Here is a 25,027-nt window from a genome sequence, read left to right as displayed (position 1 = left end):
CTCCTTATTCTGTAATAATGTCATGGATCAATGGCGGTTCTGCGCCATCTTCCCCAATTTCAATATTTTGGTCGATCAATGCTTTGACATCCTCGATTGCTTCGGTATTGCTATAGATCGTCAATAGCGATTCCCCTTCAGTTACGGATTCGCCAACTTTCTTATGCAATTTGATGCCCACTGCATGGTCGATGTCTTCGTCTTTGGTCTTACGACCTGCCCCTAACATCATCGCCGCGATCCCTAGCTCATTGGCAACTAATTTCGTCACCACGCCGCTAGTTTTCGCTGGGACCTCAACTTCATATTTTGCTGTCAAAATCTTGCTCGGGTCATCGATCACTGAAGCGTCTCCGCCTTGATCTATGATCATCTGTCTGAATTTTTCTAACGCTTTGCCTGAATGCAAGGCTTCTTCCAACAGTTGGCGTGCTTCTTCCAATGAATCAGCTTTTTTCGCTAAAACGACCATTTGGCTGCCCAGTGCATAGCACATTTCTTCCAAGTCTTTCGGTCCTTTTCCTTGCAGTGTCTCAATAGCTTCCACCACTTCCAAACTGTTCCCGATCGCTTCCCCTAGAGGTTGTGACATATCAGAAATGACTGCCATCGTTTGGCGATTTGCCAATTTTCCGATGCGGACCATCGTTTGGGCTAAGCGTTTGGCATCCTCCAAGTTTTTCATAAAGGCGCCATCGCCTGTGGTTACATCTAACACGATCGCATCGGCACCTGCCGCGATTTTTTTACTCATGATCGAGCTGGCGATCAATGGGATCGAACTAACCGTTGCCGTCACATCTCGTAAGGCATACAGTTTTTTGTCCGCAGGAGCTAAATCTCCTGATTGACCGATCACGGCCACTTTACTTTCGTTGACTAATCGGATAAAGTCGGCTTCAGAAAGCTCGATTTTAAATCCAGGGATCGCTTCAAGCTTGTCTAACGTCCCTCCGGTATAGCCTAAGCCGCGGCCAGACATTTTCGCAACCGGTACGCCAACACTAGCCACTAATGGCGCTAGGATCAACGTGGTCGTATCACCAACACCACCAGTCGAATGCTTATCGACTTTGATTCCTTCAATTGAGGATAGGTCGATCACTTCACCAGAATTTGCCATTGCTAGCGTTAAGTTCGTGATCTCTTCATCTGTCATATCTACATAAAAAATAGCCATCAACAAGGCACTCATTTGATAATCTGGAATACTTCCTTCAGTATACGCAGTTACAATGTAGTCAATTTCTTCCTTCGTCAATGACTTGCCGTCACGTTTCTTTTCAATTAAATCCACCATTCGCATCGAAATGACCCTCGCTTCCTTTAACATTATACAATAATTTTTCGTAGGGTAAACCACTTTAGTAAAACAGTTTACTAAATATCGCAAAACTATGAAAACACTTACAAGAAGAAATATACCGCATTATTTCTCGCTTGTCAATGTCTTCACGCTCTCACGAATAATTAATTTTGTATCAAAAATCTTATTTGGAATTCGCCGTGTCGGAAACTCAATGGCGTCCACTAAAAACTTCGCTGCGGTAAAACCGATCTCAAAGGTCGGCTGCATGACCGTGGTAAGCGGTGGTGTGATGTATTCCGATAATTTCAAGGCATCAAAGCCGATCACCGAGTAGTCTTCTGGTACTTTTTTACCCGCCTCATAAATCGCTTGATAACAGCCGATCGCCATGGCGTCGTTGCCGCAGAAGAACGCTGTGATCTCTTTGTACTTCAATAATTCTTTCGTTGCTTCGTACCCGCCGGTAACCGTTAATTCAGCATTTTCTACATATCGGCCTTTAAAAGGGATCTGATGGTCCTTTAAGGCATGGCGATAGCCATTGAACCGTTCCTCTAATTGATAGTAGCCGGTGATTTCTTTGAGCATCGCAATGTTGCGGTGACCGTTTTTGATCAAATAACTGACGGCTTGGTAGGCACCTTCGTATTCTTTCACGATCAAACGACCATTGTCCCGCTGATTGATCCCGCGATCGACTAAAATAATTGGTCGGTCATCAAAGAACCCGCTCTTCAAGGAATAATCCTCCGGCAGTAAATGCGGCGTCGCTAATAAGATACCATCTACCGAACGATGAGACAGTTCATTCAAATATTGAACCTCTTTTTCTTGGCTGTGGCGCGAATTGCATAACACTAGCATGTAACCTAGTGGATTGAAATAACTTTCCGCCCCTTCAATGACTTTAGAGAAAAAGAAATCCGTCACATCAGGCACGATCATTCCGATCGTTTTTGAATGGCGGTTGATAAGATTCGAAGCAAAAAAATCCGGCTTATAGTGATATTTATTTACGATATCTAAGACCCGCTTCCGGGTTTCTTCACTAAAACGGCTGCCTTTATTGTTTAGGATCTGCGACACGGTCGTGACAGAGACGCCAGCCATTTCAGCAATCTGTTTAATCGTCAATTTCATCTGCTTCTCTCCTCTCTTGCCTAAAGTGTAGCAAATTTTTCTCAAAAAAAATAGCCCGATGATATAGACAGCTGATTAACCAACGCTGCAATTGCCCGAAAGGCTGTTGGCAATAGGCTTTTTGAGAAACCAACTGGTCCAGTTGCTGCTAACCAGCGCTTGCCTTGGCGATGCCTTTGATCTGCTGAGAATCAAAGAGCAGCTACGCTTCTTTTACGCTTTGAATGATGTAATAGCCTTTGTCTTTTTTGATGATTTCGGCATTGCCAAAGGTCTCTTGCATTTTCTTTTGAGCACTCGGCGCCCCTTGTTTCTTTTGGATCACGATCGTTAAAGTTCCCCCTGTTTTTAGTAGCGGAAACGCCCCTGTCAAAATCTCATGGACGACTTCTTTTCCTGCCCGAATCGGTGGATTGCTGAGGATCGCCGCATAAGCAGGTTGATTTAATTGGGCATAGATATTGGATTGATGGATATCTACCTGTTCAATGCCGTTACGCTGGGCATTGCCTTTTGCCAAATCCACTGCCCGCTGATTGATATCGATCATCTCGACAGGTCGCTGACTTGCATAAGCCAACGATAAGCCAACAGGACCATAGCCACACCCAACGTCTAGCAGACTTCCTTCTGGCAGCTCCGCCCACTCAAACGCATCGATCAGCACCCGCGAGCCGTAGTCCACCGTGTCTCGGGAAAACACCCCGCTATCTGTCACAAAATGAAACTTCTTTCCTCTTAATTCAAACGACCACTGTTCAAAATCATGGGCTGTATCAGGATTTTCTGTATAGTAATGATTACTCATGTTTATGCTCCTTTCTTCTATTCCCTTTTCGCTTGTTTTTTCTACTGGCTTCTACTGGTTTTTTCCTTGTTGCTTCTATTAGAACGAGTGAACGTAGTGAAAACACCAGTAAAAAGGCGTGCAAGATTTGTCTGCTGCTTCTTTCTAATCATACCGAAAAACAGCCAGAAGTAAACGCCCAGCAAAAAAAACAACGAAAAAACAGTTTTTTGTTGTTTCTGCAAAGGAAATCATGTCTTTTTTCCAAGTTCAGCGGGTTTCTATGGTAAAATACTTTCGAACAGTGGCCTATCGCTTCTAAGAGAAACCGATGATGCCGCAAAAAAGGAGCCTACTATGCAAGAAACCATGAATTTTTATCAAATTCCTCGTGAGCAATGGCAAGGGTTTTATACGAACGGAATGATGCCTTTCACTCAAGAAGAATTGGATAATATCAAAAGTTTGAACGACCGGATCTCGGTCCAAGATGTGGAAGATGTTTACGTGCCTTTATGCCATCTGATCCATCTTTATATGAAAGAGTTTGAATCATTGACCCTCAGCAAGGGACTCTTTTTACACCGCTATGTTAAAATGCCGCCTTTTATCATCGGCATCGCCGGAAGCGTCGCCGTCGGCAAAAGCACCACCGCACGGCTCGTCCAAAATTTATTGGCCCGTTTGTTTCCCCGCAGAACCGTCCAACTGATCACCACTGACGGCTTTTTGTACCCGAACGAAGTCTTGGAGGAACGCGGCAGCTTGAATCGCAAAGGATTTCCAGAAAGTTATGACATGGAAGCCTTGATCAACTTTTTGAATGCGGTCAAATCAGGAGAACCAGACATCCAGATCCCCGTCTACTCCCATGAAGTCTACAATATTATTCCTGATACGTATGAAACGATCAGTCAACCAGATATCTTGATCGTGGAAGGCATCAATACCCTGCAACTACCTGCCAACCAACAAATCTATATCAGTGACTTTTTTGATTTTTCAATTTTCGTGGATGCCCAACCGGCACTGATTGAAAAATGGTATTTGGAACGATTTGAATCATTACTAGACACTGCCTTTCAAGACCCTAGCAATTATTATTACCAATATGCGATCGGGGATCGCAAGGAAGCGATTAAAATGGCAAAAGAAGTATGGAAAAATGTGAATTTAAAGAATTTACACGAGTATATCTTGCCTACACGCAGCAGAGCCGATATAATTCTTCATAAAACAAAGCACCATTTGATCGATGAAGTGTTCTTGCGCAAGTATTGACCGCTTCATTTTTATAATTATGCTGTTGAAAAGGCCCAGCCTTTTTTCAATAAAAACTAAAAGAATTGAGGTAATTTATTGTGACAAACGTTGACACTTTGCCAAACGTCGAAAAAATTATCGTACTTGATTACGGTAGTCAGTATAACCAGCTGATTACACGCCGTATTCGTGAGTTCGGTGTTTTCTCAGAATTATTGAGCCACCGCATTACCGCTGAAGAAGTAAAAGCGATGAATCCAAAAGGGATCATCTTATCTGGCGGACCAAACAGCGTCTACGACGAGAACTCTTTCGGCATCGACGAGAAAATTTTTGATTTAGGCATCCCAGTTTTAGGGATCTGTTACGGCATGCAGTTGATTACTTATAAATTAGGCGGAACAGTTGAACCTGCCAAAAACCGTGAATACGGCAAAGCAGAATTGGAAGTCACTTCTGATGCAGCGGCCCTTTTCCAAAACACGCCCGCAACCCAAACCGTGTGGATGAGCCACGGGGACTTGGTCACTCAAGCACCTGCAGGCTTTGATGTCGTGGCGACGAGCAAAGATTGCCCGATTGCTTCTATCCAAGATGCAGAACGCAAAATGTACGGTATCCAATTCCACGCAGAAGTTCGCCATTCAGAATACGGCAACGACTTACTGCGTCACTTTGCCATTGACGTTTGTCAATGTACAGGTGATTGGACAATGGATAACTTCATCGATATGGAAATCGCAAAAATCCGCGAACAAGTGGGCGACAAAAAAGTCTTGCTTGGTCTTTCAGGCGGGGTCGATTCTTCTGTCGTTGGTGTTCTTTTACAAAAAGCGATTGGCGATCAACTGACTTGTATTTTTGTTGACCACGGCCTCTTGCGTAAAGGCGAAGCCGAGCAAGTAATGGAAAGCTTAGGTGGCAAATTCGGCTTGAACATTATCAAAGTTGATGCCAAAGAACGTTTCCTATCAAAACTTGCGGGGGTTTCTGATCCTGAAGAAAAACGCAAGATCATCGGGAATGAATTCGTGTATGTCTTCGATGATGAAGCAACCAAACTAGCTGGCGATGAAGGCGTTTCTTTCCTTGCCCAAGGAACCCTTTATACCGACGTCATCGAATCAGGAACCGAAACTGCTCAAACCATCAAATCACACCACAATGTGGGTGGTTTACCTGAAGACATGCAATTCAAATTGATCGAACCATTGAACACCTTGTTCAAAGACGAAGTCCGTGAATTAGGGACTCAACTTGGCATGCCAGACAGCATCGTATGGCGCCAACCATTCCCTGGACCAGGTCTAGGTATTCGTGTCCTTGGCGAATTGACAGAAGAAAAACTAACGATCGTCCGCGACTCGGACGCAATCTTGCGGGAAGAAATCGCAAATGCCGGCTTAGACCGCGACATTTGGCAATACTTCACCGTCTTACCAGGCATCCGCTCCGTCGGTGTCATGGGTGATGGCCGGACCTACGATTATACCGTCGGCATCCGTGCAGTCACTTCAATCGATGGCATGACCGCTGACTTTGCCCGCATCCCATGGGAAGTCCTACAAAAAATCAGCGTCCGCATCGTCAACGAAGTCGCACACGTCAATCGAATCGTGTATGATATTACGAGCAAACCACCTGCTACTGTGGAGTGGGAATAAAGTAGCAACCTCACTTGGTTGCAAAATATTGATTTAACAGTTTTTTAGTTCACTTGGAATGGATAACAATGACCTGTTTTACCTAGGTTCACCACCAAAATCCCGTCAGATTTCTCTGACGGGATTTTTGATTTAGGCTTAATCTGACAAACCCTTTGGGAAAATACGATAAGAAATTGTTGATTCTCGTTAACTACGTTAATCCCAATAGTGGGACTAACGCTCATATTGGAAATCAGATACGATAAAATAAGCTTAAATGCTTTTATTGCCTAAGTTTCTATAGAAGGTTTTTATTAAAAAATAAAAAACACTAAAAAGGGTGGACCTGAACTATGAAGAAGAAAGCTGTCGTTTATTGTGTTACGGGGTCACATATTCAATTAGCTGCAGTATCCATTGCGTCAATAGTAAATACTTATGAAGGGAATGAACCTTTAGATATATTAGTAGTTGTAAATGAACTAGGGAACGAAGAAATACTGAAATTGAAAAGTATTTCTAGATTATATGGAGAAAAAAATGTAATTATTACTATTTGGTATCCACCTAAAATAATAAACGAAATAAAGAATTATAGTAATTCGCGTTTTCCTGAAGTCACTCTGTGGAGATTATTTCTACCTTCATATTTTAGCAATTATGATTACATTCTCTATTTAGATAATGACACTATTGTATACGATGACGTATCCAATTTCTTTGATTTGATCCCTGATCAAAAATCAATTGCTGCAGTTAGAGACTTCTACTTCTCAGTTATAAGTGATACAGAGGACAGCTTTAAATATTTTGGCGTAAAAACTATGAAGAATTACTTCAATTCTGGAGTTATTTTATTTAATGTAGTTGTGTTCAATGAACAGATACGACCAGAAGCCATAGTACGTATGATAAATAAGAATGAATACTTGTATTTAGATCAAACCATTTTAAACATTCTTTGTGAGAGAAGTGTTGAGTTGTTGCCTTATGAATACAATTACCAGAAAGATGATCATTGGTTATTTGATTGGGCAAAAAATGTGAATCCACTCAAATTTTTGAAAATTGAAAAAGCTAGAAAAAATATAAAGATTCGACATTTCGTTGAATTTGAAAAAAATTCGATGCCCTGGGAGCATCTTTCCATACAAGATAGATGGGAAAAAGATTTTTGGAATTATCTGTATGAAATCAAGTCAACAAGTTTAAGGAGTGGAAAACAATGAAAAAAATTTTTCAAGAATTCGTTCGTTATTTTTAATTGCATTAATTTACTCTATAGGAACAATTTCTGTAGATGCAAAGTCAGCCGACATAGCGAAGACGCCTATTGTTGATTATTACTATCCTGGAATATTGTATGGTACAGCTACTTGTGTTAACGAATACGGTACCATCATTTACGACTCAAACTCACTAGGAGAAACCTACCAAGAGGCTGTCAATGAAGCTGCGCAATCATGGAATCAGTCGATTGGGAGATCGATAATTGTCGAAAAATCAAGTGTAAATGCAGCAGATAACCAAGTTGATTTAGTTTTGCAATCAACGGATGGCGATTCCTATGCAGATATGGGGTACTCCGGATTTGGTTGGGGGAATAGTACGAACAGAATATTTTTGAATAAAGCTGCTTTAAATGACGCATCATCTGGAAAAGGAACCTCCGGCTACGTACAGCTGGTTTCAACTATCCGACATGAAATGGGGCATACTTTAGGTCTCCAACATGACAATGGATCAGTGATGGCTGATTTATATGATGCCCAGGTTAGCAACAATCAAGAGATGCTGGATGCAGCGCAAAAAACGGCGGACTCAATTTCTAAGGGGATACTTCCTGCTGTCCCATTATTCAACAAATATGCGATACTAAATATCCTTAATAATAGGGATAAAATCTATTATTTGAATAATCATCGTTCTAATCAAATTGCCTCAATCTTTTTAGATTCTCCTGCTGGAAAAATTTCTGGCGTTACTTTCATCGATCAAACAGTTGAAATAACAGGTAACTATAATTTGTATAAACTGTCTCTGTCCCCAAGAGATCCATATGTAGGAACAATTTCGAGTAATAATCTTATGAATAGAACTGTTTCAGTTACTGAAGATATTGTTTCTATTTATGGTCAACACTATTATCTTTTTGAAATTGATGGAGAAGAGTATATTGTTAATCGCCGCGCCTTCGGATAAATTCGCTACCAATTCTTACTTGAAAAGTTGCCACTGCAATCTTGGAAAAGTGTGCTTGCAATCTTAGATACATTCTTTAGTGGCAAACATACGCCTTTTAAGTAAGAAGAAAATTAGCAAACGTTTCATGCTAATGCGCAAGTTTTCAGCATTTTCTGTGAGGATTTTTTTGACAAAACCTCGGCCCTTGAAAAGTAGTTAAAGGAATTAATAGTCAAAGAAAAATCTATGTTTAGCCTTTCATCGTTTCATTTTCTAGCTGACAAAAAACAGCTAGAGATTGATCCCTAGCTGCTGATGATGAGACAGATAGCATTGAAACACCTTACTCGACTACAATCACTTTATTTCCACCATCTTGCTCCGCAAAGTTTACCGTAAATAGATCCGTCGAAGCATCATAGCTGATTCCATCACTTTGAAAGACGATTTTTTGGTAGTCTTTTGGCAATTTTAAGGTCATGGTAGTCGTTGTTTGAGTTGGATCAGAAAAGGCATAGATGGTTTTGCCTTCTCTACTTGTTCTAATCAATGAAAGAGGTTTGTTAGTAGTAATATCGGCGACACTACCTCCATCATTCTGCCAAAAATTGATACCTAAATAGTCAGTTTGATCAAGTTTTACTGCTTGAACTTCCGAGGTATTGGCTAAAATCTCCAGCGGTTCTTCTTGGGCATAGGCAGTCAGTCCTGTTTCATTGATACCTGGCAACATGACATACGCATAATGATCCTCCATGGGATTTTTGCCATGATTGATCAAGAATTTTCGATATTCTCCGGTATAAACCGCATTACTTGGAAAGGCCTCATTGATTTCTGTATAGCTGCCTGTTCGTGTTTCACTTACCACGTTTACTGTCGTTTCTTCTGGAAAATAGTAACCGATATTGGCCTGGGAATGATCGGAGTCTAACAACAACCACTGCTTGCTACTTGTTTCATTTGTTTGATCAATACTTCCTTGATCAGAAAGGATTTGATAAGTATACGCATCGTTTAGTAAGCGATTATCCACGACCGTCTCAATAGAAGCTGTCGTATCACCAGTGATTCCCGCACCTAAAGCGACAATCTGCCCATCAATGATAAACCACGATTTTTTTGCCCGCACGTTCATAGGTAAAACATTCCCGTTATTTTTTGTACCCGTTTTGTTTAATGCCATTCCCACCGCAGCTGCACCATCATAAGCCACACCGCCTACCCACTTTTCTGGAGACGTTACCGTTGTAAAAGCTGAATTTTCATCCGCTAATTGTATGGTATCCACGGTTGTTCCTGGCAAGCGATATGGATCGACGGTCGGCCAATAACTAGAATTGAATTGAACTTGATCATCATTATAGAGGTAGAGCATCCCGTCTGCTGTATGCCACCCACGCTTGTTTTCCTTGTTGCCAGCTTCAAAGGAAGAAATACGACTGGAATATAGTCCTAAACCCACCATATAATCAGTTGTTCGTTGAACAAAGCGATCCATTGAAGCGTACAGTTTTGTTCCCGTAAAAGGTAATGCATCCCCTGTAATCGATGGGTCTGCCAAGAGATTCATTGTCATTTGTAAATCATTGAAGTCTCTTGCATTCGTCAAATAATAGTCTGGATTTTCTTTGAGCCAATACTTGGCAGCTTCACGGAATTTTTGCTGGTATTGGGTTGGTGCGAATTGGGATACGATCAACAAATTATAGACTGTTGATGAGCCATAGCCGGCTTTGGTTTTGGCTGGAGCTCTTGAAATCGAACGACCATTGACCAACGGCAACATTTCTCCTTGATAGATCAACGGCAAGAATGCTTGATCAACATTTTTAACAAACGTTTGTACGAGATCAGCGTCCATCTCAAAACTTGATCCTTGCGTGATAGCTAGAATTTGTCCCACACCCTTGATCAGTACATTTCCATAAGAACCAGTATAAGGGATCGTATTATGCTGAATAAAGGAACCATCTTTATAAAAACCATCGCCTTTTGTGACTAACTGAAATACTTCTTCGATACTTGCTGAAGCTTGAGTGATTTTCCCAGCGTCCCTTTGCAAAATGCCCAAGCCTAATACAGTAAGCGCGAGATCTGTACGATTAGCACCAGAAGTCACAAAATTTGGAATAAAAGCAAGCTCAGTAAAACTGCCTTGTGTCTTCGTATACAATTGCTTGAAGGGATCTGGTACATAACTGCTGATAATGGCAGTGTATTGCTGTAATTTCTCGGACGGTAACTCAGCGCCTAAAATCATTAAAGTACTGATCAGTTTTTGCGGGACACCGATTTGCCAATCCCACCAGTTTCCATGGTACTTTTTCCCATCATACCCTTTTCGAGTGACCATGAAATCTATCCCATCAATAATCGTCGTCGCCACTGCATCATCTTGATACAAAGAACTACCTTTCGTGCCATAGGCTAAAGCCATTTTCTGTAATTTTGTAAATTGAGTCGTTACATCCGCTGAAGCAGTATTCCCTTGTTCGAGGGGCCATAGGCTCGTTCGATCAGATGCTTTATTTATGGTTTGATACAACGCCTCAGCTTCTGAGGTGACCATCTGCACGTAATCAGCCATAGTCGGATTATTTGGATCATAGTGATCGGAAACCAGTTGATTTTGCCATTTTTCTTGCAGCTTCATAAATTCTGCTGTATGATCTTCCACGGGCAAGCTGCCGATAGGACCGCTGCGCATCGATAATACCTTCAGCTTAGATAAATTGCCAAACAAACGGATACCCACATACCCGGACCAGTCCCCATCAATTGCCGTACCATTGGGATAGTTTACCTTTTGATTCTCATAAAATAGCTGATCATTTAAAAAGGCACGAAAACTCGAGCCCTCATACTGAAGCAAGAGTTTATATTTTTGTCCCGCAATCAAAGTAGGTCCAGAAATAGCTGTCAGCCATTTTCCACCTGGTTGACCAAGTTGCCACTGCCCATCACGATTATAAGCAAACGATTGCCACTGATCTGTCTTTTGTTCATCTGCGCGAAAGACCACCCCAATGTTCGCTTGGTCTTCATATAAGAAAGTAGTTTCAAAATCCCCTGAAGACCGCTTGGGAGCATCTTTGTTGAGCGTTACTGATTCCAGATTGGTGCCTTGCTTCGTATTACTGATCATTAAACCAGTAGCATTTTGTGCTACTTCGGCTTTCCCGACTAAATCTTGCCAAGACCCTTTCTGGTTAGAAAAATCCGAGTGATAGATCGATTCTGCTTCCGGCAATTCGGGTATTTGTTCCTCGGCATTTCCAGAAAGACGAGTGGCGCCAACTACCGAATACAGCAACAAGAAACACCCCATGATCAGCAGATATTTTTTCCCTTTTTCCATCCTTTACTCCTCCTATTTCCCCGCGCAAAAGATAGCGCTATCATTTTGTGGAATGGGAAAAGAGTGAAGAAATTCATTTCCGCACTCTTTTCCATTTAGTTCAACTATTCTAAAAAAGAAAACAGGTTGACTACCCTAACTACTTATACGATTTACAAAACAATAACAGCAGCTGCCCATTTCCTTTTACACCATGATTCTTTCTTAACCCAAAATACCAAACGCACTCAAAACGATCGACAAGATCAAGATGATCCAAATCACTCGAGTGGAATTTAGTTTCTTTTGGCCTAACATCCAGTAGGTCAGCAAGACGAGCAAGATAGGTACAAGGGATGGCAAGATGGCATCCAATGTGTCTTGGATCACTAATTCGACGCCGTCTTTTTTATAGACAAAAGGAACGGTCGCTTTAACGACAGAGGGAATCAAAGCACCAATCACTGTGACCCCTAAAACGGTTGCGGCATTGGTGAAGGCAGATAATTTGTCTTTCAAGGTCGTCACTAATTTGACCCCTTGTTTGTAACCTAGGGGAAGCAACGCTGCCCGACCGAAAAGTAACGCGATGTTGGCGATGATCCAGATGACACAACCAACGACGGAACCATTTTGCGCCAATGTGCCAGCAACAGAGCCAAAGATCGTTCCCCAAATCACGTGGAACAAGGAGTCACCGACACCGGCCAAGGAACCCATCAAGGCCGTTTTCAAGGCGATGATCGTTTCTTTGGCTTTGTGTCCGTCTTGTTCTTCGATAGCGACATCGATCCCCATGATCAAGTTCCCAAAGATCGCATTGGTATTGAAAAATTGATTGTGGGTCCGCAGCATATCTTGCAGCTGGGTTTCATCATGGCCATAGAATTTTTTCAAGACGGGCAGGATGCCGTAAAGGTAGCCTGAACTCATCATTCGCTCATAGTTCCAGTTTAATTGGCTTGCCAAAATATAGCGCCAGCTAATGGTATTCAACTCTTTTTTTGTCAGTTTTTGATCACTCATCGCCATCATATCCTCCTTCAAAATCTCCAGCAGCTGCCGTTGCAACCGTGCCTTTTTCGCTATCACGTTTAAAGACTAACATTGCTGCTACAAGTCCGATGATGGAAACGCCGAGCATTGGTACTTGCAGATACGCAGCTAAAAAGAAGCCTAATAACAAATAAGGAATGTAGTGCTTTGTTGGCAAGTAGCGCAATAAGATCGCTACCCCGACGACTGGCAAGACGCCACCAGCGGTTTTTAGTCCGGTCATCAGCCATTCTGGCGTGTTATCGGTAATCGTCGTAACGACTGCATCTCCAGCTAAAAGCATCAATAAAATCGGAATCGCCCGTGACAATCCCCATAAGAAAGAACCCGATAAAACTAACCGTGGGATTCGTTTGACTTGCATGTTGTCGATGGCTCTATCGATCCGGTGTAGTAGAAATACGTTACAAAAACGAGCCACGACATCCAGTTGCAGCATCAGCAAGGACACTGGAACTGCTAAGCCGATGCCATATTCCGCGCCGTTTCCTGAGATCACGGCAAACGCTGTTCCCAGTACTGCGCCGGTAAAATAATCCGGGACGGATGCACCACCAAATGCGGCGATCCCCAAACGCATCAACTGTAAGGTCCCACCGACCATCAAACCGGTCTTTAAGTCCCCCATGATCATTCCAGAAATCATTCCGGCGATCGCTGGTTGGGTCAACGTATTGGAAATAAGTGAATCATTAATAGCAATAAAAGCATAAACAGTAATAAGAATGATTTGATACGCTGCTAAATGCATGAATTTTCCTCCTAATTGTATGAACGAGTCTTAACTGGCTAGTTATCGATCGTTATGTCGCCTCAGATAAATCGTGAAAAACACTCGTTTTTTGACAAATCTTCCGCTACATATTCTCCTCGATTCAATCCCTGCCTGGTTTATCCTCGTAATTTCTTCATAAAGTCGATCGATGGTTCATTGGGTACAAGCTGTGCCGTGACGGTGATGCCTTTTGCGGCGATCGCTTCAAAGATCGGCTCTTCTTCTGGCAGTACTTGAATGCTTTTGGTCACTTCCCGTGCGCCTTCTTTGTAGCTCATGTTGCCGACGTTGATCGCTTTGATCGGTCCATCTGCTTCAATATAACGCAAAACATCTTGGGGATTTTTGAAAAGTAAAAACAACCGTTGTTTTCCATAACGACCGGCGCGAATATTTTTGGCTGCCGTTGCCACTGGAAGGACGGAAAGTCGCATCGAAGTTGGCGCTGCCATTCGTAAAGAAGATTTTTGTAATGGGTCTACGGCGGCTTCATCATTGGCTACGATGATCCGTTGCGTGTTTAAACTGGTGGACCAGATACCGGCGACTTGTCCATGGATCAAGCGCTCATCGATTCGACTATTGACGATATTTTCTTGCCCAGCATACGCACTGTAATCCCCTAATTCCTCTTGCTTTTCTTCTAACATCTCTTGTTCTGCTTGGTTCATCCCTGCTTTGACATCAACGATGTTTTCTTTGGCTAAGCAAAGCAGCTCTTTGATCGTCGCTCGTTGATTGACGACTGCCTCGATCACTACGGACAATGTCATTCCAGCGAAGATCGCCACTTCGTCATCCTCTAAATAATTCTTGACTGCAACGTTGCACGGGGTTCCTCCTAATAAATCCGCAATAATCAATGTTGAACCGTTAAGGGCTTTCATTTTCTCGTTCAATTCTTTCTCAAATTGTAGATTGTCACTATCTGGTCGTAATGAAACGGTGTGAACGTTTGCTTGCTGGCCTACGATCATCTCCAGACTGCTTTTGACCCCTTCTGCCATGCCGCCATGACTGATCAATACAATGTTTTCCACTAATTTCCCTCCTACTCCGCAGGTCGCCCCACTTAACATGTTATGTTCCTTGTAAGCATACTATACCACATGGCAAGCCATTCGTAAACCTAATATCTTAACATATTGAATTTTATTTTTCAGGCCTGTATAGACTGGAAAACAACGAATTTTCTACACTAATTAAGTGGCAGGAAAGGATTTAACATGTTATGCTTGATGTATTCATATGGAATGGAGGGAAACCACTGTGCTGCCAAAGTATGAGCAGATCAAGCAAGATCTTTTACAAGAAATCAAAGACCATAAATTCATTCCCGGTGATAAGTTTTATTCAGAGGCAGATATCAAGCGGATGTATTCTGTTAGTTCAATCACGGCAGTCAAAGCGTTGAATGAATTGACGAGTGCTGGCTATCTGTATCGCATCCAAGGCAAAGGGACCTTTGTTTCAAAAGCAAAAGTATCTCAGAGTGTGAAGTTTTCCGACATTGAGCTGCATTCACTGGACCAAGAAAAGGTCAAGGTCCTTGCGGTGGAAGAAGGAAATGACCCAGAGATTTTGAAAGAATTAGGATTGGCTGCCAGTGCTTCCTACTACCGAATCAAACGAGTCCGCTATTTTGGCGACGTTCCTTTCTTGGTTCACATCACTCATTTGCCGAAGAAGCTGATGAAAGAACCGATCGCCAAAAACCTCAACCAATATGCTAGTGTTTATGAGCGGGTCCGAAAAGACTTTGCGATCGACATTTTCTCATTGGCTTCTGTTGAAACCAACGAAATCGTCTTTCCTGATGACGCTGAATTGTTGAACTTATTGCAACTGAGCTTCCGAGAGCCTGCGGTCAAACAAGTCAAGCACTCCTATTTGGCAGATGGAAGTGTCGCTGAATACATCGTCAGCTACAAGCACTGGAAATATTTCAAAACAAAAATAGAAGTAGAGCCCGCGTAAATTTGGGTCTCTACTTCTATTTTTTTATTCTACGACAGGTTGATCACAGAAAACGAGTTCCTTGATCTCAACGCCATCGGTTTCAAATACCACGACTTCGTTGCTGCCTTTTTTCAAAAATTCTTTCGGACAGTATAAGGAATGCACGGGGCCACGTTGCCAATAGCGACCAAGATTGATGCCATTGACGATAACGACGCCTTTCCCATACCCACGGCAATCGATAAACGTATCTCCTACCTCTGTCAGCCTGAAGGTCGTTTGATAAAAGGAGGGGTGTGTCGGATTTTTTCCTGCTTGATAATCGATGGCTTGTAGCTGCTCTGTGGAAAGCGTCAATGGGTAATGACGATAGCCTTGATGGAAATGAATATCTTGCATGATGCCCCCACGGATGCCTTTGGCTTGTGTAGGCCCATTCAATTTAAACCCGTAGTTCACGCGCCCTAAGTTTTCTACTAAGACATCTAGCTCGATGGTTTCTTTATCTGGTGTCCCTTGGATCAACAGCTCCTCACCTAGCGTTTCTTGGTATTGGATCGCCTGTAATTGGCCGTCGGTAAAAATATGCAACCGATCGCTAGCTTCTACCACTTTTAATTTGTTTTCTCGATGATAGTTTTTTAACTGAACCGAATAGAGCAAATAGCCGTAGCCTGTGCTGACAGTTTCCATTGTTAGTGGATACATGTTTTCTTGCGGTGCCATCAGTTGATCTTTGATAGCCAATAATGAGACACTGTTTTCGATGGGAAAGGTTCCTAATGCCGCTAATTGCTTGGTCCGTGGTTTGGCTTGCCACACTTCGGGACAGGCTTCTTTTATGGCTTTTTGTACATGATAGTATTTGTCGGTAGGTTCTCCTGCTTCTGTCAGTAAAGCATCGTAATCATAGCTGGACACTTGTGGTAGATCCAGCGCTCCCCGAGCGGAACAGCCATTGTAAAAGCCAAAATTCGTCCCTCCATGGAACATGTAAAGATTCAAGGAGCCGACTGCTAACATCTCTTTGACTTCATTGGCTAAGTCTTGACCGTCTCGCTTGATGATTGGCTCCCCCCAGCGGTTGAACCAGCCATCCCAGTATTCCATACACATGATGGGCCAATTTTTGCCATGTTTTGTCATGAAATCTTTCATCACAGCCGCATTTTCCTTGGAACGACTGCCGAAATTGCCTGTGACAAAGACGTCGTCTTCAATCAATGTCCCAGCGTCCAAGACTTCTTCCCATGCCCCATCTGAGGTAAACAAGGGTACATCGATGCCGTATTCTTCCATCAACTCCTTGGTCTGGCGCAAATACGCTTTTTCCATTCCATAAGAGCCGTACTCATTTTCCACCTGCATCATGATCACTGGTCCCCCATGGGTGATCTGCAACGGCACAAGCTTTGGCAACAAGACCTGGAAATAGTTGCGCACCTTTGCCATGAAGCGTGGGTCGGTTGAGCGCAACCGCATCGGTTCATTTAACAGCCAAGCTGGCAACCCACCAAATTCCCATTCAGCACAAATGTAGACGGAAGGTCGCAAAATGACCATCAAGCCAAGCGTTTGGGCTTGCTTTACAAAAGCACAGATGTCTTTCATCCCCTCAAAGTCGTAGACTCCTTCACGAGGTTCGTGGAGATTCCAAGGAATGTAGGTCTCAACTGTGTTGGCTCCCAGTGCTTTTAGATTGTAGAGGCTATCTGTCCATTGCACCGGTGTCATGCGGAAATAGTGGATCGCTCCGCTGATCAATTTGATTGGTTTTCCATCTAACAAAAAATCTTCTTTTATCTCAAACGTTCGCATGTCGTCTTCCCCTTTACCAGTATCTTTGCCAATCAGGCAATGCCAATCGGATCAATCCTTCTAAATAGAAATAATCACCCCAAAGATTGGGCTCATCGATGCCTTTGCCTTCCGCATGAGCATACACACCATGCAGCAATAAGCCTTCATTTTCTGGCACTTGGCTCGCTGCATACTGCTCGCCTAATTGGTAAAGCATTCCTTTAGCGATTTTTTGGGCATCGGGATATGCCCCCATTTTCTCTGCTTCCAACAAGCCACAAGCCGCAATCGCTAAAGCAGAGCTGTCTTTTTCAGCAGGATGTTGGTCGTTAAAATCAAAGTCCCAATACGGCACCAAATCTGCTGGCAAATGAGCCAAAAACACCTCCACGATCTGCGTATAATTTTCTGGAAAAGGCTGACTATGCAGGTAGCTTTCATTCAAAGGAAGCCCTAAAATCGCCCAGCTCTGCCCTCGTGCCCAAATCGATTGGTCGCTGTTTCCTTGATGCGTCGCACCGTGACTTGGCTGCCCCGTCTCAGGATCGAAATAATACGTATGAAAGGTGGTGGCGTCATTCTTAATGACGGTCTTTCGGACTGTCTGATAATGCTTACTCGCAGCCTCTGCGTAGCGAGGCTCTCCCGACAATTGGGTTGCTGCAAATAAAAGCGGCAAGTTTAGTAACGAATCAATAATCAAGCGGTATTCTTGTGGGTCGCCATAAGTGCCCCAAGCTTGAATAAATTCCCCCTTTTCTTGAAACCGTGCCAGCAAAACATCTGCTGCTTGAATGACTTCTTGCTTGCAGTGTTCATTGCCAGTGATCTTGTAGCCCGCACCGGCAGATAAGCTATATAAAAAACCAATATCATGATGATCTAATACAAAATGGTCGTCTAAACGCGTTTGAAAACTGTCGATATTTGCCATAGCTCGATCAAGAAAGTTCTTTTCCTTGGTCCACTCATAGGCGAGCCACAACATCCCGGTCCAAAAGCCATTGGTCCAATCATCGTTGCCTTTCAGCCGATATTTGCCATTGGTGGCACAGGCTGAAGGAAACTGTGTGCCAAAGCGCTGACTATTTTTTTCGATCTGTTGGATGCACGCGGTGATTTTATCCGCTACCCACACATCGGTCACTTTTTCTCCTAACAGGATCAAGCGTTGTTTGTTCTCTTGCAGACGCATGTTTATCCTCTCCTTAACTTGTTAACATATTAACTTAAATCATTATAACGTAAACGCACAAAAAAAGCGACCTCCCTTTGTTGATTCCCAAAAAAAGAGCATGACAACTGCCCTCAAATGCAGACCTGTCATACTCTCGTCCTCTTTTTTTAACAGTTCCAACCAAATACTTCGATTTGTGAAAGAGCTGGGAAGGGGGAATCATCCTCTGCTTTTTGCAGCTCTTTATAGGTCAGCTTAGTCGTTTCTTTTTTTGGAAAACGAACTTCTTGAAAAGACGCCGTATTTGTCGTTTCCACCACCAGCTCTTCTCCATCAGCAAAGACCAAGGTCCCTTTGGTCCAATAGCTATCATGGGGATAATCTGCCCGCAATAGGAAGCGAACCCGATCAATCAAGACGGGACGACCAAACTCAATGGTCAATGCAGCATCGGCTTGCTGATTGATGCCCCAAGAAGCAAACGGATACGACCCGTGGGATCGGTTGCCATATTTTCCATCAATCGCATTCTTAGCAAAAAAGACGGAATCATCTCGCGTTTCCACATTCGCTGAAGCATGAGGATACGCCCCTGTCGCTGACTTTTGATCATGGGCATTGAAGGATAAATTTTGATAATTCGTGATCTCAAACGCATGGGCTTTGCGCACCATCAGGTGATGGCGCTGCGAGGTAAAGGTCGTTTCCACCGAGGACTTTCGAGCGGGTTCCGTCCAAGGAATCTGATACTCCCAAGTGGATTGGGAAAGATAGATCAGTGATGGTGCTAAGGTTTCATCAAGCTGAAGGACATAATACGGATTTTCCCCCGTCACCTCAATAACGATCTTATCTCCTTCCTCATAGGGATAGTTTTTAATGGCTAATACGGCCAAATCATCATCAGAAACTTGAAATGGCGCGGGTTCTTTTTCATGGTCGATGCGACCGACGATCACCTGGTCCTGCTTATTTTTTATTGCTAGCGTAATCATTTGGATCGCTCCTTTCTTTTTCTACGATACCACCGACTAAACAAATCAAACGGTGCTTCCCTGGCAGGATATGTTGTGCTAAGTATGGAAAACTGGTTCTTGGAAAAAAGACGGAGGTATTGGCTTCTGGCTGAACAATACTGGCTTGTTGATAGCCTTCGATGTTGATGATTTGAGAACAAAAGCCTTCTTCACTGACTCGACTCCAGGTCGGTCCTGTTTGGGCCTGAGGCAACCGTCCGATTAGCGGTACACTAAACCCGCCCTCACGAAGATCCAACGAAATCGTCGTCGTCAACTCGTGCACGCGCACATGCCACTGACCAAAGGGATAAATCTCAGTTTCAATCACTACCTCCTCAAAGGGTGCCCATTGGTAAAAGACCCCTTTTTCCGTCACTCGATAATCCATGACTGTGCCCTTCGTGCGAAAATAGCTGCCATCTCGAGCAATAGCTAATGTGCTATCGAAGGCGCCTTCGGCATACGTGACGCCAGCTTTCGGCACACTGAAACCAAGTTTGCTCGAATAGACGAATTTGCTGTATTTTGCTTGAGCATGGGCTTGCTGTTCAAGCATCAAACCTGCAGGATACCCCAACAGATGATGGCTTTTTTCATTGTGCACCAGCAACATATTGCCTTTTTCAATCCGTTTTTGCGGCTCTCTCTTGATTGGCTCAGGTTCAGCCCGCCAAAAAGGATGCGTTTCTGCGACCGCTAAAAGCAAAAAGGTCTTAAGCCCCCAGTAAGGCGAGCCTGGTGCATTGTACCCTTCTGCCATCACTTGATTTTCATAGTGGTATCCGATGGACAAGCGACCATCGAAAGTGAAAATCTCCTGCGCCATCCAATTGCGCAAGTGTTTCGCCAGTAGTCCTCGCACCTGTCCCCATGGGATCGCTTCGACATCTGCGAAAACCAGCGCCGAGAAAAAAGCACCTTGCGCAAACCGATAGGTCAGGCTGCGGCCATAGGGCAAGGCTTCGCCGTCTTCATCAAAATAATAGATGAAATCTTGGGCAAATCGGGTGGCTCGTTCTTTAAAACGCTGTGCCCATTCTGGGTCTTCGTCTTGCATAAATGTAGCGTAAATCAAGCCATAATAATGAAACGCAAAAGGAATATAGTAATCTCGCTGCGTCGTTTTCCCATCTACGTACCAACCATCGCCAATGTACATGGAATCGATCAATGCCAACTCTTGGGACAATGCTTCTTTTGCCAACGGTTCCCCACAGTGAAACAGGGCAACGCGAATCAACACTTTGAAGAATGTCCAGTTGTTCTTAGGAATCTTGCACTCAAGTGCTTGGGATAGCCAAGCCACTAGCTTTCGCTGGTTCTTCTGCGGCAACGCTGTCCAAAAAGCATCCTTTTGCAATAAAAGAGTCAATGACAATGCGGCTGCTTCCACGATGTATTGATCATAATCCGTGATCCTTCCCCAGTAAAATGCGTGTTCAGGATCTGTCCCCGCGATCACTTTTTCCACATAAGCTACTCGTAACGGATCATCTGAGCAAATCCTCCAATAAGGCGCCAGCCCCCACAAAGGACGCACAAGCGCTTCCATCTCAGCCCGTGTTCGGTCATACACGGCCCCACTGCTACCTAGATTCAATCCTGGATAGTCATCTGCCAAGATCGCTTCTCGCAAAGGAGCGATCATGTCTTCCACTGCCCGCTGATAATCCAGACGCGTCAAAAACGGATTCTCTTTGATTGCCATTTGCTTCATACGCCATCTCCTTCTGTCAATTTACAGAACAGAATAGCAAGCCACGACTTTTTTATCAAGCGATTTTCTACTGGCAATACTTCTGAAAAATGAGAAAAGCTTTTGAGGGATTTTTGACTTAACCTGTTAACAAATCTTTTGGGATTGATTTTCTTGCCTTCATTTTCTTTTAACTAGCAAAGTTAACTTAGTCTATATGAAAAAATTATGATAAATCATCCGTAGTGCCATGACTTTTTTTCATAATTTTTTTGCTAACCTTTTTTTGTCTAAATGAGGTCAGCATCCGTTATACTATCAACCTTTTTTCACTAGAAAAAGACACCTTAAAGCCTTAAGTCAGAAGCCTGCACTTCTTCTCAAAAGCCCTTAAGATGTCTGATCATTGGCCATTTCTCTTGTCAAACAGCGAAAAAACTATTCCTCGACCGTGACTTTGTCCCACCAAGAAGTGGCGGTCTTTTGGATCACTTCATTCAAGTCTTCGATGTGCTGTTTTCCGGTACTTGCTAGCCATTCTTTGGCTGCTTCTGTCCCTTGTTTTACAAAGGGATCAACACCGTCTTTCCACGTTGCCCGGCCGCACAAGACGCCATTGAAGGTTGAACCGGCTTCTTTGGCAAAAACCAGTGTTTCTTGGAATAAGCTGGCTGATACGCCTGCACTGAGAAAAATAAACGGCAGATGCGTCGCATCGCTTTGCGCTTTGAAATACGCTGTGGCTTCTTCCTTGGTATGCACGGCTTCTCCCTTGGCAAAACCTGCCACATAATTCATGTTGACTGGTACTTCCACTTTTAACACATCGACTTTGTACTGCGGTTTTGAAAATTCCTTCATCAATCCAATGACTTTTTCTGGTTTGCGTTGCGCATATGCTTTTGAGTCGACTTCAGGCAGCTTAGCATCATAGGAAAGGACTTCTAAAAAGAAGGGCAGATCAGCCGCTTGGCATTCGCTGCCGAGTCGTTCCACAAAGACGTGTTTCAACTGATTGATCTGGGCATCTTCATCTACATCATAATAAAGCAAAAATTTGATGGCATCGGCGCCTGCTGCTTTTAATCGCTCAACTGACCATTCCCCTAATAAATCAGGCAAACGTCCCGGCGTAGTCGCATCATAGCCGGTTTTTTCATACGCCAGCAAAAGCCCCGCCTCTGGATCACGACTTTGCGCAGCTGCCAACCCATATTCTGGATCTAGTAAAATGGAAGACGCGTAAGGGGTCAATTCTTGTGAGACTAGCTTTTTAAACTGGCTGATTTTTTCTGCATCAGCCTCCACGCCAAGTGCTGCCATCATTTTTTTCAAGGCACCTCGTTGGTCGATTGCTAAAGCTGCGATCACTCCTTCTTTCGTTGACAGGCGATCCATCGCTGCTTTTTTGGCTTTCGTTACGGTTGCTTTCATTAAAATTCCTCCTTTTTTGTCCATGCCAAAGAATCAACCGCTTTCACTTTTTTCAGTGTTGGCGAAACGGTTGTCAGCACGTATAAAAATGTCTATTGATGAAGCCGTTCGACTGATTGACCACCGCACGTATCGACTTCGTACACGAAAAGATACGTACTCGTGGTGGTCTTTCTCAGTCATCGTTAGTTGTTATACGGATGAATCGTCACGCCTTTGACCACCCGATTGACGGTACGCGTTGGCGAAGGGGTATCCGGTGTATTACCGACTTTGATCGATGCCAACAGTGCGATCGTTTGCGCAAAAACAATGTCTGCTAAGGCAAGATAGCCATCTGGCAGTGAAGTGTCATCTGGAAAGAAAAAGTTTGTTCCTGAAAAATTCACAGCTGCCGGCTGTCCGATGGCGGTCACTGCGACGGCGATGCCGTCACTCTTTAATTCTTCCAACATATCAAGATCATACTGCCGCGTGTATGGCGTATTGCTGACAAAGACAAAGACGAGGGTTTGATCATCTACGAATGATTTCGGTCCATGACGGAAGCCCATCGAAGAATCGAACACGGTGGCGATTTTTCCCGCAGTCAGTTCCAATACTTTTAGCTGTGCTTCCCTGGTCAACCCCGACAACGTGCCTGACCCAAGGTAAACGATTCGCTTAAAGGAACGGTCCGTCAGTACTTGGAGTTCTGTTTCTCTGTCGATCACTTCTTGCCCCAACCGGCTAAGGGTTTCAACATAATGCCCTTTTTCCGCCAGAGGCGTCTGGTCAAAAATCAGCAGTGCCGAAAGGGCCATGCAAGAAAAGCTTCCCGTCATCGCAAATCCAGCATCATTTGACCTCTCAGGCATCAATAACAGATAACTCGCTTCATCAGCGGCAGCTTGTTGCGCCAAAGATCCGTCGGCTGCACAAGTGATCGTCAAATGATAGCTGTCGGCAACGAATTGATCGACGATTTTGACCGCTGCTAAACTTTCTGGTGAATTGCCACTTCTAGCAAAAGAAACGAGCAGTGTTGGCTCATCCGCAAATAAAACTTGTTCTGGAGCAACGACAATATCCGTCGTAGCAATACTTTCAAAAAGATAATCCACCGTTGCGCCGTTCTTATTCAAGTAAGGAACGATCGTATCTCCAACATATTGCGATGTCCCCGCTCCCGTGAAGACCACGCGGATTCGCTTGTCCGTCTTTTGCTTGATAGTACGTAAGAAAGCCGCGATCGCCTCTTGCTTTTCTTGATAGATCGTCAAGGTTTCTTGCCACAGTTCTGGCTGTTGTTTGATTTCTCTTGTTGTAATCTCCGCACCTAATTCTGCTAATTCCTTTGTTGACAGTTGAAACATCTTTCTTCCTCCTAGCTGCTGGTTTTCCAGTATGTATTCCCAGTAACGGTACGAGGAGCGTTGTCTTGGATGAATACTTAGCGATCACCCAAAGGGCAAATTTCCTCGACCTCACTGGTTTTGAATACACACCTTTTCTTTGCTCGAGCGGATCATTTCAGACTGTCTAGGAAATGCGCTACTCGTCGTTACGCAAGTGGCGGACTTTGTATCTAAATTGGTCTGCTCGAGCAACACTCAAGGTGTATTCGATCACTTCATTTTCAATATTGAACGTACTGCGTACCAGGTTCAACACCGGCGCACCTTCGTGGATTTTTAGCAATGCCGCATCTTTCGCACTGGCAATGCTAGCAAAAAATTCTTCGTCCGCTAGGCGGATCACTTGATGAAAATCTTCATGGAAGATATCGTACAATGGTTTTTGCTCGATCATCTCACTCGTTAAATTCATGAAGCGCTTGACGGGCAGATAAGAACGCTCGATCATCATCGGTTGGCCATCAGCAAGACGCAATCGTTTTAACTTGTAGATCGGCTCGCCAATGGAAACTTGCAACTGAGTGGCAAAATATTTTGTCGCTTCCATTTTTTTGAATGCCAATACTCTAGTTTCCGGTTGTTTCCCCAGTGCTTTCATCTGTTCGGTAAAACTATAGGAACCCGATAAATTGGTTGCCTGCTTGCGGATATCCGAGACAAAGGTTCCTTTACCATGTTGGCGATAAATATAGCCTAATTTTTCTAACTCCTGTAGTGCCAAGCGAACGGTGGTCCGACTTAACCCGTAGCGCTTTGACAGTTCTCTTTCTGAGGGAAGCATCGTGTCTGCTTCCATTTCATTTTCGATTTTTTCAATCAGTAAATTTAACAATTGATCGTATAATGGTTGTCGATTTTTATTGATATTCATAAGCCCCTCCAAACTGGTTACTACCACATAACGAGTGTACTATTTCCCGATAGGCGTGTCAAACAATCGTCTACAGGGGCTCTGTTTCCTGAGCTTGCATCTCTTCACGTAGGAAAATGAACCAATTGCCAGCACGAGCTAAGCTAAAAAGTCAGCTTTTGCTTGCTTAGCAAA

General features: G+C 43.6%; 19 protein-coding genes. 5 read left to right on the top strand and 14 right to left on the bottom strand.

Annotated elements, in window-relative coordinates:
- Positions 1–4 precede the first annotated feature (4 nt).
- The 3 genes from A5882_RS05890 to A5882_RS05880 all read right to left on the bottom strand — a co-directional run bounded on the left by A5882_RS05890 (position 5) and on the right by A5882_RS05880 (position 3,257).
- Positions 5–1,306: a pyrimidine-nucleoside phosphorylase gene (locus A5882_RS05890; protein WP_042890150.1), complete on the bottom strand. Its 1,302-nt coding sequence runs from the start codon at positions 1,304–1,306 to the stop codon at positions 5–7.
- A 123-nt stretch (positions 1,307–1,429) separates the two neighbouring features.
- A complete protein-coding gene (locus A5882_RS05885) occupies positions 1,430–2,449 on the bottom strand; it encodes a LacI family DNA-binding transcriptional regulator (RefSeq protein ID WP_005226832.1) in 1,020 nt (339 codons plus the stop codon).
- 202 nt (positions 2,450–2,651) lie between these two features.
- Positions 2,652–3,257, bottom strand: a complete 606-nt coding sequence (locus tag A5882_RS05880; RefSeq protein ID WP_016611508.1) for a class I SAM-dependent methyltransferase — start codon at positions 3,255–3,257, stop codon at positions 2,652–2,654.
- A gap of 336 nt (positions 3,258–3,593) precedes the next feature.
- On the opposite strand from A5882_RS05880, the gene coaA reads away from it, so the two are divergent.
- The 4 genes from coaA (at position 3,594) to A5882_RS05850 (ending at position 8,347) form a co-directional block, all read left to right on the top strand.
- Complete coding sequence (coaA, locus tag A5882_RS05870) at positions 3,594–4,517, top strand: type I pantothenate kinase (RefSeq protein ID WP_005226828.1); 924 nt, start codon at positions 3,594–3,596, stop codon at positions 4,515–4,517.
- 80 nt (positions 4,518–4,597) lie between these two features.
- Positions 4,598–6,163 (top strand): glutamine-hydrolyzing GMP synthase, encoded by a 1,566-nt coding sequence (gene guaA, locus A5882_RS05865; RefSeq protein WP_061053624.1) that lies wholly within the window; start codon positions 4,598–4,600, stop codon positions 6,161–6,163.
- Between the two features lie 335 nt (positions 6,164–6,498).
- Positions 6,499–7,374 carry a glycosyltransferase gene (locus tag A5882_RS05855; RefSeq protein ID WP_016611513.1) on the top strand — a complete coding sequence of 292 codons (876 nt, stop codon included), beginning with the start codon at positions 6,499–6,501 and terminating at the stop codon, positions 7,372–7,374.
- Positions 7,361–8,347 carry a matrixin family metalloprotease gene (locus A5882_RS05850; protein WP_086372532.1) on the top strand — a complete coding sequence of 329 codons (987 nt, stop codon included), beginning with the start codon at positions 7,361–7,363 and terminating at the stop codon, positions 8,345–8,347. Before A5882_RS05855 ends, A5882_RS05850 begins: the two co-directional genes overlap by 14 nt.
- Positions 8,348–8,672: 325 nt before the next feature.
- Here the strand turns inward: A5882_RS05850 and A5882_RS05845 are convergent, their stop codons facing one another.
- From A5882_RS05845 to A5882_RS05830, 4 genes are all read right to left on the bottom strand, one after another.
- The gene (locus A5882_RS05845; RefSeq protein ID WP_086316778.1) at positions 8,673–11,690 is read right to left on the bottom strand and encodes a polysaccharide lyase 8 family protein; all 3,018 of its coding nucleotides are present in this window, start codon (positions 11,688–11,690) and stop codon (positions 8,673–8,675) included.
- A gap of 204 nt (positions 11,691–11,894) precedes the next feature.
- Positions 11,895–12,704 carry a PTS system mannose/fructose/sorbose family transporter subunit IID gene (locus tag A5882_RS05840; protein ID WP_005226799.1) on the bottom strand — a complete coding sequence of 270 codons (810 nt, stop codon included), beginning with the start codon at positions 12,702–12,704 and terminating at the stop codon, positions 11,895–11,897.
- The gene (locus tag A5882_RS05835) at positions 12,688–13,476 is read right to left on the bottom strand and encodes a PTS sugar transporter subunit IIC (protein ID WP_005226797.1); all 789 of its coding nucleotides are present in this window, start codon (positions 13,474–13,476) and stop codon (positions 12,688–12,690) included. The genes A5882_RS05840 and A5882_RS05835 overlap by 17 nt, the downstream gene beginning before the upstream one ends.
- 140 nt (positions 13,477–13,616) lie before the next feature.
- A complete protein-coding gene (locus tag A5882_RS05830; RefSeq protein WP_016611516.1) occupies positions 13,617–14,579 on the bottom strand; it encodes a PTS mannose/fructose/sorbose transporter subunit IIAB in 963 nt (320 codons plus the stop codon).
- A 190-nt stretch (positions 14,580–14,769) separates the two neighbouring features.
- On the opposite strand from A5882_RS05830, the gene A5882_RS05825 reads away from it, so the two are divergent.
- A complete protein-coding gene (locus tag A5882_RS05825; RefSeq protein WP_034872082.1) occupies positions 14,770–15,477 on the top strand; it encodes a GntR family transcriptional regulator in 708 nt (235 codons plus the stop codon).
- A 24-nt stretch (positions 15,478–15,501) separates the two neighbouring features.
- Here the strand turns inward: A5882_RS05825 and A5882_RS05820 are convergent, their stop codons facing one another.
- From A5882_RS05820 to A5882_RS05790, 7 genes are all read right to left on the bottom strand, one after another.
- Positions 15,502–17,277 carry a beta-galactosidase family protein gene (locus tag A5882_RS05820; RefSeq protein WP_086372531.1) on the bottom strand — a complete coding sequence of 592 codons (1,776 nt, stop codon included), beginning with the start codon at positions 17,275–17,277 and terminating at the stop codon, positions 15,502–15,504.
- Positions 17,278–17,290: 13 nt separating this feature from the next.
- Entirely contained in the window at positions 17,291–18,454 is a 1,164-nt protein-coding gene (locus A5882_RS05815) for a glycoside hydrolase family 88 protein (RefSeq protein WP_086372530.1), read from the bottom strand.
- Positions 18,455–18,603: 149 nt separating this feature from the next.
- The gene (locus A5882_RS05810; RefSeq protein ID WP_086372529.1) at positions 18,604–19,431 is read right to left on the bottom strand and encodes a hypothetical protein; all 828 of its coding nucleotides are present in this window, start codon (positions 19,429–19,431) and stop codon (positions 18,604–18,606) included.
- Entirely contained in the window at positions 19,406–21,172 is a 1,767-nt protein-coding gene (locus A5882_RS05805) for a DUF2264 domain-containing protein (protein WP_086372528.1), read from the bottom strand. Before A5882_RS05805 ends, A5882_RS05810 begins: the two co-directional genes overlap by 26 nt.
- A gap of 417 nt (positions 21,173–21,589) precedes the next feature.
- A complete protein-coding gene (lacD, locus tag A5882_RS05800) occupies positions 21,590–22,585 on the bottom strand; it encodes a tagatose-bisphosphate aldolase (RefSeq protein ID WP_254908462.1) in 996 nt (331 codons plus the stop codon).
- Positions 22,586–22,770: 185 nt separating this feature from the next.
- On the bottom strand, positions 22,771–23,940 hold the full coding sequence (locus A5882_RS05795; protein WP_086372526.1) for an SIS domain-containing protein: 1,170 nt from the start codon (positions 23,938–23,940) through the stop codon (positions 22,771–22,773).
- Between the two features lie 178 nt (positions 23,941–24,118).
- The gene (locus tag A5882_RS05790; RefSeq protein WP_016619581.1) at positions 24,119–24,853 is read right to left on the bottom strand and encodes a GntR family transcriptional regulator; all 735 of its coding nucleotides are present in this window, start codon (positions 24,851–24,853) and stop codon (positions 24,119–24,121) included.
- Between the last annotated feature and the right edge of the window lie 174 nt (positions 24,854–25,027).

Origin of the sequence: Enterococcus sp. 4E1_DIV0656, assembly GCF_002140695.1 — a bacterium.
In the GTDB taxonomy this organism is placed as follows: Bacteria; Bacillota; Bacilli; order Lactobacillales; family Enterococcaceae; genus Enterococcus_D; species Enterococcus_D entomosocium.
Note: the sequence above shows the minus strand (reverse complement) of the source record. Positions and strands in the feature narration are given on the sequence as shown.